Source organism: Candidatus Poriferisocius sp., from assembly GCF_965219775.1.
Classification (GTDB): domain Bacteria; phylum Actinomycetota; class Acidimicrobiia; order Acidimicrobiales; family Bin134; genus Poriferisocius.
Genome location: NZ_OZ244793.1, coordinates 538,849 through 554,465, shown reverse-complemented (window position 1 = coordinate 554,465; position 15,617 = coordinate 538,849). Strand labels below are relative to the sequence as shown.

The following is a 15,617-nucleotide window of genomic DNA, read 5'->3' as shown; positions in this document are numbered from 1 at the left end:
CGTGAGGTTGGCGGACGGCGATTGCGCCCGTGCGGCCCAGGGGCGAGACTCGCAGGCGGTGACCGACACTCTCATACGGAACATCAGCCACCTCGTCACGTTCGATGCCGGCAACCGGGAACTGGAGGACGCCGACCTTCTGGTGTCCGGATCCCGCATCGCCGCGGTCGGCCACCACCTCGAGGTCGACGACACCGTGGAGGTGATCGACGGCCAAGGGTTGCTGGTGCTGCCCGGACTCATCAACGCCCACCAGCACCTCTACCAGGTGGGATTGCGCTCGTTCACCGAGCTGGAGCGGGCTCCCATCCACCCCTGGCTCACCGCCCTGCACGTGAAGACGCTGTACCTGTGGCGACAGGGCCACTACACCCCCGAAGCCGTGGGCGCGGTGGCCCGAGCCGGGATGGTGGAATCGCTGCTCGGGGGCGTGACCACCGTCGCCGATCAGCACTACGTGTACGTGGAGGGCCGCACCGAGCCCTTCATCGAGGAAATGATCGAGGGTGCCCTGGAGACCGGTATCCGGCTCCACGCCGGCCGGGGCTCCATGACCAAGGGAAGGCGGCACGGGGGCGTGGTGCCCGACAACGCCTGCCAGACCATCGACGAGGTGCTGCGCCACGCCCGAGAACTGATCGACCGCTACCACGATCCCGATCCGCTGGCCCGAATCCGGGTCGACCTGGCGCCGTGCGGGGTACACACCGACGAACCCGAGATGTACCGGGAGTTCGCCCGGCTGGCCGGCGACCACCCCGGGGTGGGTCTGCACACCCACCTCTACGAGGTCATCGACACCGGGTACTGCGTCGACACCTACGACATGACGCCGTGGCAGTTCCTGGTGCAAAACGGCTGGGACCACGACCGAGTGTGGCTGGCCCACATGGTGGATCCTCCCCACCAGGAGATTCCCGAGTTCGCCCAGGCCGGGGTGGGCATCGTGCACCTCATCGCCCCCGATCTGCGCATGGGCTGGGGCTTGGCCCCCTTGCGCCGGTACCTGGACGCCGGGTGCAAGGTGGGGTTCGGCACCACCGGGTCGGCCTCCAATGACGGCTGCAACCAGCTCGGCGACCTTCGGGTTGCCGCCCTGGCCCACCGTGACATGCACACCTCGCCACAAACGTGGCCGACCGCCCGGGAATTGCTCGGTTTGGCCACCCGGGGATCGGCCGCCTGCCTCAACCGGCCCGACCTCGGGGTGATCGAGCCGGGCAAGGCCGCCGACATCGCCGCGTGGGACATGACCACCGTGGACCGGGTCGGGGTACACGACGCCGTCGTCGGGCTCGTGCTCGGCGGGCTTTCGGATCGGGCCTCGCTGGTCATGGTCAACGGCGAGGTCGTGGTCCGCGACGGCCACTGCACCACGGTGGACGAATTCGCCGTCGCCGACCGGGCCCGCCGAGCGTATCCCGTGCGCCCTCCGTCGCACCGGCGCCGGAACTGACCTGGCTGTCGGCGGTTATCGACACCCCACCCACCAGGGGCTAGTGTCGATTGCCGATAGGCGCGCGGCATGTGGGCCGCGTCGGCAAGGAAGGATATTTCCGTGAATCGGCGTTCTTCGATCCTGTTCAAGCTCTTCGCTTTGCTCATGGTGGTCGGCCTCCTGGCCGCCGGTTGCGGCAACGACGACGACACCGACACTGCGCCGGCCGACGACCCCGCACCGAGCGAACCCGAAGACACCGCCCCGGCGCCCGACCCCGAACCGGAACCCGAGCCCGAGGAAGAACCCGAGGACGACGGGGATGCCCTCCGGGTGGCCCTGCTGTTGCCCGGTGTCCGCAACGACAACTCCTTCAGCCAGGCTGCCTACGAAGGGCTGCGTGACGCCGTGGCCGAGGACGGCAACGTGGAGACGCAGGTGCTGGAGGAGATCATCGACCCCACCGACTCGTTGCCCGCGCTCCGTGACTTCGCCAGCCAGGGCTTCGACCTCATCCTCGGACACGGCATCGAGTACGTCGACCCCATCCAGCAGCTCTATGCCGAGTTCCCCGACGTGGCCTTCTCGATGACCGGCGGCGTGCTGGTGCCGGGCTCGGTGACCTCCGCCAACGTCGTGGACTGGCTCTACAACGTCCAGGACATGGCCTACCCCAACGGTGTCCTGGCCGCCCGGGCCGTTGTCGGCGACACCATCGGCATTGTGGGAGGCCCCGAGTTCGACTTCGTCAAGACCATGCACCAGTCCTTCCGGGATGCGGCGCTGTCGGAGAATCCCGACTTGAACTTCCTGGAGGGCTTCGCCGGTTCCTTCGTCGACGTCCAAGCGGCCGCCGAGGTCACCCAGCAGCTCATCGACCAGGGTGCCGACTTCATCTACTGCTCCGGTGACGGCATCTGCATCGGCGCCGCCCAAACCGCGTCGGCCGCCGGGGTGCCCATCTCGGTTGGCTTCGGCTCCCAGGAGCAGACCGCGCCCGACGTCTACCTGGCGGCCACCGTCATTCGCATGAAGGATCTGTACCTGTCCTACTTCGACCAGGTCCGCAACGGCACGTTCGGCACCGCCGACGGCGGGGTCCACGCGGTGGGCGAAGAGGGCTACATCTTCTATCCGGGTGGGATCTTCAACGCCCAGGTGGAGGTGCTGCCGGTCAACACTGAGGCCACCGTAGAGACCGCCGTGAGCCTGGACGAGTTGCAGGCCGCGCTCGACGAGCTGGTTGCTTCCATCGAGGCCGGCGAGTTCTCCATCCCGTTCCCCGGCTAGACGAACAAGCACTCGTTGAACCCGGAATCCAGCCCAACCCCCGCCGACCACACCCCCCTGGTCGTCCGGGGCGTGTCCCGGCGGTTCGGTTCGGTCCAGGCCCTGCACGCGGTGGATTTCACCCTGGAGTCCGGCGAGATCCACGCCCTGGTGGGCGAGAACGGGGCCGGCAAGTCCACCCTGGCCAAGATCGTGGCCGGGGCGATCCGGTGGGATGCCGGTTCGATGACCTTGTTCGGCGAACCGTACGAGCCGCCGTCGCGCCGAGAGGGCGCGGCCTGCGGGGTCGCCCACGTGCGACAGCAACTGTCGCTGGTGCGAGGGCTCACCGTGGCCCAGAATCTGCAACTGGGGCGGCCGCAGGCCCCGGCGATTTTCCGTGCCGCTGCGGCCCGGACCGAGGTGGAACGGTGGGCCGACGAGTTCGGCCTCGAGGTGCCCGCGGAGACCCTCGTCGACGATCTGCCCCTGGCGGTGCGCCAGCAGGCCGAGATTCTCATCGCCGTCGCCTGGGGGGCGCGGCTGCTGATCCTGGACGAGCCCAGCTCGGCGTTGGGACCGCGGGAGACCACTGCGCTCATCGACCTGTGCCACCGCCTGCGGAGCGAGGGCACCCCGATCATCTACATCTCCCACCGGCTGCCCGAGCTGGCCGAATTGGCCGACCGGCTGACCGTGCTGCGGGCCGGCCGGGTGGTGGTGGAGGGCGCCGACGTGCGCGACGCCGACCTCCGCGAGGTGGCCACCTTGATGATCGGCGACGTGTCCCTGCTGGAGGTCAACCGGCCCGACATCGAGCGGGGGCCCATCCGATTGAGCGTTGTCGGCCTCTCGGCCACCTCCGGTCAGGACGTGGGGTGCCACGGCTTGGATTTCGCGGTGGCCGGCGGAGAGATCCTCGGCGTGGTCGGCATTGCCGGCAACGGTCAGGAGTCCCTGGCCCGGGCCCTCACCGGCCAGGTCAAGCCGACCACCGGCCAGGTGCTGGTGGACGGTTCCGACATCTCCGGATCGGCCCGGCGGGCAGTGGCCGCCGGGGTCTCGCACCTCCATGAGGACCGGGCGACGGGGCTGGCCGCCGCCTTCTCGGTGGCCGACAACGCCTCCGCCCGTCACATCGGGAACCGGCAGTTCACCCGATTGGGCCTGAGGCTGCCCGACCGGATCGCCCACCACGCCCGCCAATTGGCCGAGCGCTTCCAGGTGCGGCCCGCCGATCCCTCCGCCAGGGCCGGTTCGCTGTCGGGGGGCAATCAGCAGAAGCTCATGGCCGCCCGCGAGTTGGAGAAGAATCCCACGGTGCTGGTGGCCCACGGACCGACCAAGGGGCTCGATCCCGAAGCGGCCAAGGCCATGCGCGACCGCTGCTTCGCCGCCGCCCAGGCCGGTGGTGCGGTGGTCGTGATCTCCGCCGACCTGGACGAGGTGGCCGATCTGGCCCACCGGGTCATCGTGTTGTACCGGGGTCGGGTCACCGATGCCTTCCCCACCGGACAGATGACCTCCGAGCGCTTGGGCGCGGCCATGTCCGGACTCACCGAGACCCCGGAGCCGACCCGTGTCTGAGGCAGTGACCGGGGAGGAACTCCCCCAGGCTCCCCCCGATGACGCCGGTCCCAAGCTCACCACGGCGTTGTCCACCAGCGCGCTGGCGGTCCTGATCGCCGTCGTGCTCGGTGGTCTGATCATGCTCGTATCGGGAGAGAACCCGCTGACCGCCTACACCGCCATGATCGACGGAGCTTTCGGGTCGCGATTCGCCCTGGGTGAGACTCTGTCCCGAGCGGCCCCTTTGGCCATCGTGGGGTACGGCACCGCGGTGGCCCTGCGCTCCGGGCTGATCACCATCGGTGCCCAAGGGCAGGTGATCGCCGGGGCCATAGGCGCCCTGTTGACCGCCCAGTTCTTCGACGGCGCCCCCTCGGCCACCGCCATTCCCGCGGCGGCCATCGGAGGTGCCCTCTTCGGCATGGCCTGGGTACTGATCCCCGCGCTGTTGCGAGCCCGATTCCACGTGAACGAGATCCTCTCCACCCTGCTGTTCACCGAGTTCGCCGCCCTGCTCATCGAATACCTGCTGAACAATCCCCTCAAGCCCCCCACCGCCATCACCCCCCAGTCGGACCCGTACCCCGACAACGGCGTACTCGGGCTGGTGCTCGACGGCACCCGCTTCCACTACGGGGTCCTGGTCGCCGTGGTCATCGGGCTGGCCTTCGCCTGGTGGGTGCACTCGGACCGGGGGTTCGCCTACGACCTGTACGGTGAGAATCCGGCCTTGGCTCAGAGCCTGGGCATCTCCGGCAACCGGGTCATCATCAACTCCCTCCTCATCTCGGGCGCCACCGCCGGTCTGGTGGGGTGGATCCAGGCCGCCGGGCTCCTGCAACGGGTCTATGTGGAAATCGCCTCCGACATCGGGTTCTTCGGCCTCGTCGTGGCCTTCCTCGGAGGAGCCACCCCCGGTGGGGTGTTGGTGGCGGCCCTGTTGTTCGGGGCCCTGCAGTCGGGCGGGCTGGCCATGCAGTCCTCCGAGGGCATTCCCGCCTCCCTGTCCGACATCATCCAGGCCCTGCTGCTGTTGGGGTTCTCCATCCGCTACGCCCCCCAGATCGTCCGCCTCACCCGCAAGGTGGCCGCCAACTTCACCCTCATCGGCAAAGGGCGGAGCCGGCACCCATGAGCCAACTCCTGGAGGCCACGTTCTGGAGCGCCACCACCGCCGGTGGGCTGCGCTTGGCCACCCCGCTCATTTATGCCGCCATCGGCGAGACGTTCGCCCAGCGGGCGGGCGTGTTGAACTTGGGTCTCGAGGGCTACATGATCATCGGCGCCCTCACTTCGCTGTACGTGGCCGACCCCACCGTTGCCCCCCTCGGCTTCCTGGTGGGCGGGCTGGCCGGGATGGGCTTGGCCGCCATCATGGTCCTGTTGTCCGTTCGCCTGCTGGCCAACCAGGTGGTGGTCGGCTTCGGGCTGACCATTCTGGGAATCGGCATCACCGGCTACATCTTCCGGGTCACCACCGACGTGGGGGGCCGGGACCGGCAGGTCTCTTTGCCCTCCGAAGTCCACATACCGGGGCTGTCCGACATCCCATGGCTCGGCGACGCCCTGTTCGGCCACAGTTGGTACACCTGGCTGGCCGTCGCCCTGGTGCTGGTGGCCGGGTTCGTGGCCTCTCGGACGATCTTCGGACTCGAGGTGAAGGCGGTGGGCGAGGATCCCGACGCGGCCGCCGCCAAGGGGGTGGATGTCCTCCGGGTCCGCACCCAGGCCACGCTGATCTCCGGGTTCCTGGGCGGCTTGGGCGGTGCCGCCCTGATGCTGGGCAGCGTCGGTCGCTTCCAGCCCTACATCACCGCCAACCGCGGGTTCATCGCCCTGATCGTGATCATCATGGCCAGTTGGAGCATTTGGGGCGCCGCGGTGGGGGCCTTCGTCTTCGGGTTCTTCGAGGCACTGGGGTTCAACCTGAACAACGTCTTCGTGGACATGCCCGTCGAGGGCCTCAACGCCATTCCCTTCTTCGTGGCCCTGGTGATCCTCAGCGTCAGCGCCCGTTGGGCCCGCATGCCCCGGGGGCTGGGCGAGAACTACGTGCCCACGGTCTGATCAAGCCGCCGCCGCAGCGCGTCCTTGTCAACCTCGGAGCAGAACGCGGCGTCGATGGCCCGGTGCTGGGCGGCGATCAGGTCACCGAGATCCCAACCCAGATGGTCGGCGGCCAACTGCAGCTCGCCGCAGAGGGTGATGCCGAGGGTCTCGGGATCGTCGGTGTTGATCGTGAAACGCACCCCGGCGTCGGCCAGGTCCCGAATGGGGTGGCTGTCCAAGTTCGGGTACAACAGGGTGCAGTTCGAGGTGAGGCACACATTGAGGGTGATGTCGTGCTCCAGCACCAGGGCCAGAGCCGTCGGATCCTCGCCGCAGCGGACCCCGTGATCGATGCGACTGACCCCCAACAGCTCGATGGCGTCTCGCACGCCCTCGGCCCCCGACGACTCCCCGGCGTGGGCGGTGCGCCCCAGCCCGATCCGGCCCGCCTCGGCATAGGCCGACGCGAATCGGGGCCCGGTTCGCCCGGCGGCCGCCTCGTTGCCGTCAATGGACAGACCCACAATCCGGTCCAGGGCGGCACCCTCGATCCACGCCACCAACTGCCGGGCCTCCTGTTCGGTCTGTTGGCGAAGGACGGAGGGCAGCAGCCGGAAGTCGCCCAGCCCGTCGGCCTCAGCCCGGTCGAACCCCTGGGCGCAGGCCGAGAACAGCTCCTCGGTCGACAGCCCCGACCAGTGGGTGGGGTTGACGATGACCTCGGCGTAGAGGATGCCCTGGTCGTGGGCGTAGGCGGCGAAGTCGTGGGCCACCTGCTCGGCCGTCGGTTCGTCGCGCACCAGCCCGCACACCCAGTCGAGGGTGTCCAGGAAGTCGGCCAGATTGTCCACGTCGAAGAGCTGGTCCACCGGTCGGGGCGGGGCCTCGCCGACGAGGGTGGCCAGCTCCGCCACCCGTTCGGGGCGGAACGTGCCCTCCAGGTGGACATGCAGCTCCACTTTGGGCAGGGCGCGGATCTGCTCCCCGCTGGGGGGGGTCATGTGTAGATGCCGGGCGGCGGGTCCCATCCGGTGAGGACGTGGCGGCCGATCTCCACGTGCTTCCATTCCACCGGATCGTGCAGCGTCAGCGTGCGGACATTTCTCCACCACTGGTCGAATCCCAAGGGCCTGCGGGCCGACCGAGTGCCCATGAGCCCGTAGATGCCCTGGGCGGCGGCCAGTCCGGCCCGATCCGCGGCCGACCGGGCGGCGTAGACGGGAATGGCCAGATCGGTGCGGCTGATCTCACCGCGTTCGAACGAGTCGAGGAGCCCACCGCAGCGCATGGTCAGCTCATGGGCGGCGGCCAGATCGGCCACCAGCTCCCCGGTCGTCCGCTGCACCATGGGGTCTTCGGCCGCGTTGTCCACCTCGGCCGAGGGCCATGGTCGGCTGTGTTCGTTGACGAAGGGGATGGCGGCGGCGAGCGCCCCGATGCCGATGCCCACGTTCACCGCGGCAAAGCCGGCCTCGAAGCGAACCCCGGAATGGGGCAGGGGCGCCCGGCCGGGAATGCTGGCGTTCCATTCGGGGCCCACGCGCACGTTCTCGAAGCTGATCGAGCCCGAGTCGGTGGCCCGCTGGCCCAGCGCGTCCCAGTCCCGATGGATCGTCATGCCCGGCGTGCCCTCGGCCACCAGGTTCAACTGCAGGGCCAGGAACGGGTTCTCCGGCGTGAACCGCTCGGGATTGATGCCCCACACCGCCACGTAGTCGGCCTCGGCGGAGCCGGTGGTGTAGATCTTCTGGCCGCTGATCACGTGACCGCCGTCGTCTTGCTCCCGCGCCACCGTGGTGAACGGGTCGGCCACCGTCTTCCCGGCTTCGGCCACGGCCAGCCCCAACACGGCGCTTTCCTCCAACACCAGGGAGGCCAACCGGGGCTTCAGGTCGTCGGAGCAGTAGCTGAAGATCTCCCGCACCAGCTCGTCGTGGACCTTGTAGACCTGGGCCACCGAGGAATCGGCCACGGCCAGGCGAACCTGGGCGCTCAGACTGGCGGTGTGCGATGCGCCCACGCCCCCGAACTCGGCGGGAACGGCCAGCCCCAGGAAGCCACTGGCCTTGAGCGCCGCGATGGCCCGGGTGGGGTACCGGCCCCCTTCGTCGTGCTCGGGCGCCAACGGTGCCACCACCTCGGCGATCACCTCGTCCAGTACGGCCAGCGCCCGTTCTTCGCCCTCCGGTAGCGCCGGGGGTGCGATCGCCGATCCCAGCAGCGGTGCCAGTGTCATTGCTTCCTCCCCGGTTGCGGGTTCATCCTCATCATGGTGCCACGTCGCCGGGTCGGCCATCGGTGCCAGCGTGGATGTGCTGGGGGCAGCGGCAGCACACCAGCACGGGGAGGAACGACTGCGTGAAGGTGTCGATGAGGCCCTTCTCGGTCAAGCCGTAGTCGGGAACGCCGGCCAATCCGACGAAGGCCAGGATCATGTAGGGCGACGGTATCCGGCATCCCAGCGAGGCCGCCGCCTGGTTGGCGGCCACCGACTCCTCGTACACCTGCTCCCAGGGCCGGTCGCTCATGATGCCGCCCAACGGCAGCGGAACGGTGGCCAGCACCTCCCCGTCGGCCACGCAGACGTAACCGCCCCCGATGTCCCGCAGGGTGCGGGCCGCGTGAGCGAGGTCGTCGTCGCTGGTGCCCACCACCACCAGGTTCTGATTCTCGCAGTTGCTGGTGATGCCCAACGCGCCCCGGTGCAGGCCGAATCCCCGCACGAACCCCGTTGCCCGGGTGTCGGTGCCGTGGTGGCGGTCCACCACCGTGATCTTGGCCACGTCGTTGGCCGGATCGGGAACCACGTTGCCGTCCACCACCGGGAGTTCGGCCTCGAAGGCGCGCTTGAAGTAACCGTCGTACATCTCCATGGCCCGCACCACGGCCACCTCGTCGGGGGCCGGCGCGGCGCCCACCCGGAACGCCTCGGGCCCGAAGTCCGCCGGCAAGTGCACGGTGTTGCGCACCCAGTCCGGCATGGTGTCGGGATTGGTGAAAGTGGCCCGGCCCTCTCGACCGACGACTTGGCCCCCCACGATCACCAGCTCCGGCCGTACTCCGGTGAGGTCGTCGATGATCATCACGTCGGCCAGTCGGCTGGGGGTGACCGAACCCAGCAGGTGGTCGAGGCGGTAGTACGAGGCCGCGTTGAGCGAGGCCATGCGGTAGGCCTCGATGGTCGGAACCCCGGCGGCGATGGCGCGGCGCACGTGGTGGTCTATGTGGCCGTGGTCGTGAAGGTCCTCTACGTGGCGGTCGTCGGCGCAAAAGCTGATGTGGTCGAACCCGCCGGCCACCGCGTCGGGATCCTCGAACACCAGGGGCACGTTGTCGTTCATCGACCCCGCCATCACCGTGATCATCACCCCCAGGCGGAGCCGGTCGATCACCTCGGCGGTGTTGAAGGCGTTGTGGTCGTCGCTCACCCCGCCAGCCAGGTAGGCCCACAGGGGCTCATCGGCGATCCGAGCGGTGTGACCGGTGAGACGGCGACCGGCGGCGAGGGCGGTGTGGGCCTTGCGGGCGGCCGAGAGGTCCAGATCGAAGGGGTTGCTCTCCCCCAGGGTGGCCACGTTGGGCGCAGCAAGGCGCTCGAGGACGTCGGCCTCGGGCATGGTCGCCCCGCCCAACTCCAGCTCGGGCACCCGGGGAATCTTGTGGGAGATCTGCTGGAAAATGCGCAACGGCGTAGCCGTGGAAGCCATGGCGTCGGCGCCCCTGGTGCCGACCACGTTGGCCAGGCAGTTGGGATCGGCCAACACCGTGGTGGTGCCCCGGGGCACCACCAGCCGGGCCAGTTCCCCCGGCGTCAGCAGGGTGTACTCGATGTGGAGATGGACGTCGATGAACGTGGGGGCCACGTACCGGCCGGTGGCGTCGATCTCGGCGGCCGCCTCCAGTCGGCCCGGCGGCGTCACCGCGGCAATGTGGGGGCCGACGATGAGCACGTCGCGCTCGATCAGCTCCCGGTTGTGGAGCGCCAGCACCGTCCCGCCCCGAATGGCCAGGTCGGCGGGCCGGTCGCCCCGGGCGACCGCCTGCAGCCCCATGATCTGTTCGGGACTGGGAGCCAGGTCGGCGCCGATGAACGTCATGGAAGGGCCAGGAGGAAACGAGGGCCCCGAAACGGACGCCTCACGACAACACGAGGTCGTCCACCAGTTCGCCCAGGGTGCCGTCGACCACGCCGATGTCGGTCACATGGGGCCCCGTCAGGCAGGCCAGGCTCATCAACATGACCGAGAACAGCGGTTGGGTGAGCGGCCCTGGCGGCAGTCCGATGGCCTGGGCGGCGGCACCCACCTCGGCTTGGAGCCGGGCCACCTCGGCGGCGGGCAACGGCGACAGGATCCCGGCCACCGGGAGTTCGAGCAGGGCGAGGATCTCGCCTTCGCCGACCACCGCCACTCCCCCACCGGTGGCAATCACCGCGTTGGCGGCCACGGCCATGTCGGCGGGGTCTCGGCCGAACACGCAGAGGTTGTGGGTGTCATGGCTGAGCGTGGTGGCCACCGCGCCGGTCCAGTGGCCCCATCCGCCGAGCAGACCGGCCACCGGGGTGGCCGGAATCCGCCCGTGGCGATGCACGACCACGTTGAGCAGGTAGCCGTCAGGGATGACGACGGCGCCGTCGACCACGTCCACCTCGGTCTCGCCCCATTCCGTCATCACCACCCCTTCGACCACCTTCAGCCGGTGGCGTCCGTCGGGCACGCCGGGCAGCCGGTACACGAAGTCGTCGGCGGTCAACGGGGGCACCTGGATGGTGTTCAAGGGGGTTTTGGCGGGCGCCTCGGTGACCGGCTCCAGCATGGCGCCGCCGTGGGCCACCCGGCGACCGTCGACGAACACGTCGTCCACCGCCACCGCCTCCAGTGACGACAGCACCACGATGTCGGCCCGTCGCCCGGCGGCCACCACCCCAAGGTCGGTGCGCTGCAGTCGATAGGCGGCGTTGTAGGTGGCGATCCGCAGCGCTCGGGCCGGCGCCAGCCCGTAGCGGATGAGCCGGCGCAGCAGGTCGTCGATGCCGCCCTCTTCCAGCAGGGTGGCGGCGAAGAGGTCGTCGGTGGCGGCGATGAGGTGGGTGGGGAACTCGGGGAGCCGGCCCAGTTCTTCCACGAGCAGCGGTAGGACGAAGTCGAACGCGCCCCGCAACTCCACCGTCATACCGGCCCGGAGCTTCTCCATGGCATCCACGTGGGCGAACACCTCGTGATCCGAGAAGATGCCCGCGCTGAGATAGGCCTGCAGGGCGGGGCCGGTCAGGCCGGCGGCGTGGCCGCTCACCAGCTTGCCGCTCTGGTGGCCGGCGGCCACGATGTCCACCATCCGGGCGTCCCGGCTCAACACCCCGCCCATGTCCATGACCTCGGCCAAGCCGCCGACCTCGTCCCAGGAGAGCATCTCGGCGATGTCGGCGGCGTGCAGGTCGTGGCCCGACAGCTCCAACCCCGGCAGCGGGGGCACACACGACGGGGCCTGCACCACAAACCGGACCGGCAGCCCCCGGCTGGCCTCCACCGCGTAGCGGACCCCTTCCACGCCCGCAATGTTGGCCAGCTCGTGGGGGTCGATGAACACCGTGGTGGTGCCTCGAGGGCAGACCGCCGCCGCGTACTGGCCGGGGGTCAGCATGGAACTCTCGAAGTGCACGTGCATGTCGATGAAGCCGGGGCTGATCCAGCGGCCGGCGCAGTCGAACCAGTCGGCGCTGTCGGTGCGCGCCCCCGTCGGGTGGACGCTGGCCACCATCGGCCCGACGATCCCCACATCGGCCGGGCGCAACTCGCCGGTGCCCACGTCGATCACGGTCCCGCCCGCCAGCACTAGATCAAAGGGCTCGTTGCCGAGCGCGGCCCCCACGGCCCGGGCCCGGATGTCCTCACCGAGGTGGCTCTCCATGGAATGACGCTAGCCGCTGGCCGCTACCGTGGCCGGAAGGTACGGCTCCGAAAGGCAGGCAGGGTGACCAGCTTCTTGTTGCGCGGGGGAACGGTGCTCCCCATGGAGGGATCGAAGGTGGTCTTCGATCCGGGTTCGGTACTGGTGATCGACGGGCGGATCGAATTGGTCGGTCGGGTGGCCGACGTGGATCGACACGAGGCTGCCGCCGGTGTCGAGGTGATCGATGTCACCGGGCACGCGGTGGTTCCCGGCTTCCACAACTGCCACCTGCACTCCGGGCTGCTGCGGGGAACGGCCGAGTCGCTGGCGTTGTGGGAATGGCTGGAGAACCACATCGACCCGGCCCACCGGGCGCTCACCCCGGAGATCGCCGAGGCGGCTTCGTGGATGGCCTACACCGAGGCGCTGCGGGGGGGCACCACCTCGGTGCTGGACATGTGGCGGCACATGGAGGGGTCGGCCCGGGCGGCCGAGGCCATCGGCATCCGGGCCACGCTGGCCCCCTACACCGCCGATCTCTACGACTACTTCGAGTCTCTGGAGACCAACCGGAAGCTGCTGGAGACCCACCGGGTGGCCGCCGACGGCCGGGTACGCACGTGGGTGGGGCTCGAGCACATCTTCTACTGCTCCCCCGAGATGTTCCGGGCGGCGGCCGATCTGGCCGAGGAGTTCGACACCGGCATCCACACCCACTCCTCGGAGTCGATCTGGGAGGTGCAGGAGTGCCTGCGCCAGTTCGGTCGCCGCCCCATCGAGGAGTTCTACAACCGGGGCATCCTGGGGCCCCACTGCGTGGTGGCCCACGGCGTGTGGCTGGACGACCGCGAGGTCCAGTTGATGGTGCAGACCGGCACCAGCGTCACCCACTGCCCTTGTTCCAACATGAAGCTGTCCTCGGGCCCGGCCCGAATCGGCTTCTACCGCCAACAGGGCATGACGGTGGCGCTGGGCACCGACGGGGAGAAGGAGAACAACAACCTCGACATGCTCGAGGAGATGAAGTTCGCCTCGCTCCTGCAGAAGGTCAGCACCCTCGATCCCACCACCGGCGACCCCTGGGACATCCTCGACATGGCCACCCTGTCGGGGGCCCGGGCCCTCGGACTGGACGAGGTGACCGGTTCGCTGGAGGCGGGCAAGGACGCCGACATCGTCACCGTGGACCTGGGCGGCCTGCACTTCGTGCCGGTCATGCACGGCGACGACTTCAACATCGCCGCCCACCTGGTGTTCACCGCCTCGTCCCACGACGTGGCCAACGTCTGGGTGCAAGGGCGGCGGTTGGTGGCCGACGGCCAAGTGACCTCCGTGGACGTCACCCAGGTGGCCGAGCGCGCCCAGGCCGCCGCCGAAGAACTCTTCGACCGCCGACGCCAACTCCAAGGCACCACCCCCAGCCCCGCCACCACCCTCGGCAAGAACGACTAGCCCGGCCTCAGGCCATGTCCTTCTACCTCACCGGTGGCCGGGTTGGGCTTCCGGGCCACAGCCATGCTGCGGCCATGGCGAAAGCGGGCAGCGCGAACAGTGCCGTAGTGGGTCTGACCTGCCAGGCGTCGGCAATCGCCCCGTCGGCCAACGCGGCCACTGGTCGGGAACCGAGGAAGGCGACTCCCCACAGGGCCATGGCGCGGCCGAGTCGTTCGGGTGGCACGATGGCGTGCAGTCGCGCCGTCGCCTGGCTCACCGAAACCAGGTAGCCCCCTCCGGCCACGGCCAAGGCGATCAGGGCAACGGCCTCATGGGGCGCCATCGCATAGGCCACCATGCCTACTCCAAGGCTGATCATGGAGACCTCCAGCGAGCGTGAGAACCGCCGCAGCCTGCTCATGGCCGTCAGAGCCGTTGCCGTGGCACCGATGCCGAAGGCGCCGATGAGGATCCCGGCAAACTCGTCGCCCCGCCCGAAGACGTCAACAGCAAACGACGGGGCCAGAGTGCTCACGGGATCCATCGATATCGACAGGGACGAAACGGTCAAGAGCACGTAACGGGCCTCCTTGGAGTGCCACACATAGTCGAGACTGTCGCGGAACATCCGGCTTGTGGGCGGGGCCGCCTGCTGGGACCGCGGCCGCAGCGTCGACACGGCGACCACGAAGACCAGGAAGGACACCCCATTGAAGGCAAAAGCCGCCGAGAGCCCGAGCGAGGCAATGACGGCGGCGCCGATCAGAGGCCCCAAGGCTCGGGCCAAATTGAAGGTAAGCGAGTTCAACGCCACCGCGAGGTCGGTGTCGCGCTCGGGAACGAGCAGGGGAATCAACGCATGAAGCGCGGGGGTGGTGAATGCCAGAGCGAATCCGAGAAGCGCGCTGCTGGCGATGACGACCCCCGCGGTGGCGTTCCCGGTGGCATTCATCACCGCCAGCGCCCCGGAGACCAAAGCGCCTCCGGTCTGGAGTGAGGTCAAGAGCCGGCGCCGGTCGAACCGGTCCGCCGCGGACCCCGCCCACGGGGCCAACAGAATCGTGCCGGCGAACTGGGCCGATGAGACCGCTCCGACCAGCAACGCGGACCCGGTGAGGCGGAAGACAAGGATGCTTGCGGCCAGGTTGTACACCCACGTGCCAGTGTTGGAGATGCTGTTGCCGATCAGGTAGCGGACGACGTTGCCCGATGCCATGACTCTCCAGATCGACGTCGGAGGCATCGACGACGCGCTCATCGGGGCGAGCGGATCACGTCTCGGTGGAGGACAGTCCCGGCAGGAAGCACGCGACGAGGCTCTCGGCATGGGCCTCGATGTGGGCGGGGTCGGTCGGCGACGAGCCGATGAGCAGCTCTGCCTCGGGGGCGTTCACGTACGGCAGCGTGGCCGCACCGATCAGCACATGGTGAACCACCAGTTCATCGACGGGTGCCGCGATGTTGTCTCGTCGGAGTTGTTGCCAGTTCTTGCGACGCTCCTCGAAACGCGGCCGCACGTGGGTCTCGGTGACCCACTCCATGCGGGCACTCGGCGAGCTGGCCTCTTGGACGATGATCCGGTTGAGTTCAGGATGCTCCGCGGCGAACCGAACCTGCCGTCGGATGGTCTCTGCGAAACGCTCTCCGAGGTCCTCGATGTCCTCCACGCCCGCCATCGCACTGTCGAGGAGTGAGAACAGGTGATTGACCGAAGCCCGCCAGAGATCCTCCTTGCACGAGAAGTGGTAGTTGATCTGGGGCTGATGGGCGTCGACCCGGGCGGCGATGGCCCGCGTCGAGGCGCCCTCGAAGCCGTGTTGGCCGAATTCGATGCAGGCTGTCTCGATGAGGAGGCTTCGGATGTCGCCGCGATCGCGTCGCTTGCGCCTCTTGGCGGACCGCTGTCCGGCTTTGTCCTGCTGTATGCCTCCCGATGCCGCCACGGCCACGATTTTACTCAGCCACCCTT

Annotated in this window: 12 protein-coding genes; 6 read left to right on the top strand and 6 right to left on the bottom strand. The window is 68.9% G+C overall.

The window, feature by feature from the left end; genetic code table 11:
* Positions 1-58: 58 nt before the first annotated feature.
* The 5 genes from ACOQPQ_RS02465 to ACOQPQ_RS02445 all read left to right on the top strand — a co-directional run bounded on the left by ACOQPQ_RS02465 (position 59) and on the right by ACOQPQ_RS02445 (position 6,343).
* Positions 59-1,456 carry an amidohydrolase family protein gene (locus tag ACOQPQ_RS02465; RefSeq protein ID WP_420637860.1) on the top strand — a complete coding sequence of 466 codons (1,398 nt, stop codon included), beginning with the start codon at positions 59-61 and terminating at the stop codon, positions 1,454-1,456.
* Between the two features lie 102 nt (positions 1,457-1,558).
* On the top strand, positions 1,559-2,728 hold the full coding sequence (locus tag ACOQPQ_RS02460) for a BMP family lipoprotein (RefSeq protein WP_420637859.1): 1,170 nt from the start codon (positions 1,559-1,561) through the stop codon (positions 2,726-2,728).
* Positions 2,729-2,743: 15 nt separating this feature from the next.
* Positions 2,744-4,294 carry an ABC transporter ATP-binding protein gene (locus ACOQPQ_RS02455; protein WP_420637858.1) on the top strand — a complete coding sequence of 517 codons (1,551 nt, stop codon included), beginning with the start codon at positions 2,744-2,746 and terminating at the stop codon, positions 4,292-4,294.
* Positions 4,287-5,411: an ABC transporter permease gene (locus tag ACOQPQ_RS02450; RefSeq protein WP_420637857.1), complete on the top strand. Its 1,125-nt coding sequence runs from the start codon at positions 4,287-4,289 to the stop codon at positions 5,409-5,411. The genes ACOQPQ_RS02455 and ACOQPQ_RS02450 overlap by 8 nt, the downstream gene beginning before the upstream one ends.
* Positions 5,408-6,343, top strand: a complete 936-nt coding sequence (locus ACOQPQ_RS02445) for an ABC transporter permease (RefSeq protein ID WP_420637856.1) — start codon at positions 5,408-5,410, stop codon at positions 6,341-6,343. The genes ACOQPQ_RS02450 and ACOQPQ_RS02445 overlap by 4 nt, the downstream gene beginning before the upstream one ends.
* Here ACOQPQ_RS02445 and add read toward each other — a convergent pair.
* The 4 genes from add to ACOQPQ_RS02425 are packed head-to-tail and all read right to left on the bottom strand — an operon-like array spanning position 6,325 to position 12,232.
* A complete protein-coding gene (add, locus tag ACOQPQ_RS02440) occupies positions 6,325-7,326 on the bottom strand; it encodes an adenosine deaminase (RefSeq protein WP_420637855.1) in 1,002 nt (333 codons plus the stop codon). The two genes, ACOQPQ_RS02445 and add, sit on opposite strands and share 19 nt — an antisense overlap.
* The gene (locus ACOQPQ_RS02435) at positions 7,323-8,561 is read right to left on the bottom strand and encodes an acyl-CoA dehydrogenase family protein (protein ID WP_420637854.1); all 1,239 of its coding nucleotides are present in this window, start codon (positions 8,559-8,561) and stop codon (positions 7,323-7,325) included. The genes add and ACOQPQ_RS02435 overlap by 4 nt, the downstream gene beginning before the upstream one ends.
* 31 nt (positions 8,562-8,592) lie before the next feature.
* On the bottom strand, positions 8,593-10,422 hold the full coding sequence (locus tag ACOQPQ_RS02430) for an adenine deaminase (RefSeq protein ID WP_420637853.1): 1,830 nt from the start codon (positions 10,420-10,422) through the stop codon (positions 8,593-8,595).
* Positions 10,423-10,462: 40 nt separating this feature from the next.
* Positions 10,463-12,232, bottom strand: coding sequence for an adenine deaminase (locus ACOQPQ_RS02425; RefSeq protein ID WP_420637852.1), 1,770 nt, complete (start codon positions 12,230-12,232; stop codon positions 10,463-10,465).
* 102 nt (positions 12,233-12,334) lie between these two features.
* Between ACOQPQ_RS02425 and ACOQPQ_RS02420 the strand changes: the two genes are divergently transcribed.
* Positions 12,335-13,666: an amidohydrolase family protein gene (locus ACOQPQ_RS02420; RefSeq protein ID WP_420637851.1), complete on the top strand. Its 1,332-nt coding sequence runs from the start codon at positions 12,335-12,337 to the stop codon at positions 13,664-13,666.
* A gap of 22 nt (positions 13,667-13,688) precedes the next feature.
* Here the strand turns inward: ACOQPQ_RS02420 and ACOQPQ_RS02415 are convergent, their stop codons facing one another.
* Positions 13,689-14,906: an MFS transporter gene (locus tag ACOQPQ_RS02415; RefSeq protein WP_420637850.1), complete on the bottom strand. Its 1,218-nt coding sequence runs from the start codon at positions 14,904-14,906 to the stop codon at positions 13,689-13,691.
* A gap of 13 nt (positions 14,907-14,919) precedes the next feature.
* Positions 14,920-15,591 (bottom strand): TetR/AcrR family transcriptional regulator, encoded by a 672-nt coding sequence (locus tag ACOQPQ_RS02410; RefSeq protein WP_420637849.1) that lies wholly within the window; start codon positions 15,589-15,591, stop codon positions 14,920-14,922.
* Between the last annotated feature and the right edge of the window lie 26 nt (positions 15,592-15,617).

Coding starts and splice junctions, on each gene's coding strand:
- ACOQPQ_RS02445 (WP_420637856.1), top strand. CDS start 5,408: ATGAGCCAACTCCTGGAGGCCACGTTCTGGAGCGCCACCACCGCCGGT.
- add (WP_420637855.1), bottom strand. CDS start 7,326: ATGACCCCCCCCAGCGGGGAGCAGATCCGCGCCCTGCCCAAAGTGGAG.
- ACOQPQ_RS02435 (WP_420637854.1), bottom strand. CDS start 8,561: ATGACACTGGCACCGCTGCTGGGATCGGCGATCGCACCCCCGGCGCTA.
- ACOQPQ_RS02430 (WP_420637853.1), bottom strand. CDS start 10,422: ATGACGTTCATCGGCGCCGACCTGGCTCCCAGTCCCGAACAGATCATG.
- ACOQPQ_RS02425 (WP_420637852.1), bottom strand. CDS start 12,232: ATGGAGAGCCACCTCGGTGAGGACATCCGGGCCCGGGCCGTGGGGGCC.
- ACOQPQ_RS02420 (WP_420637851.1), top strand. CDS start 12,335: ATGGAGGGATCGAAGGTGGTCTTCGATCCGGGTTCGGTACTGGTGATC.
- ACOQPQ_RS02415 (WP_420637850.1), bottom strand. CDS start 14,906: ATGAGCGCGTCGTCGATGCCTCCGACGTCGATCTGGAGAGTCATGGCA.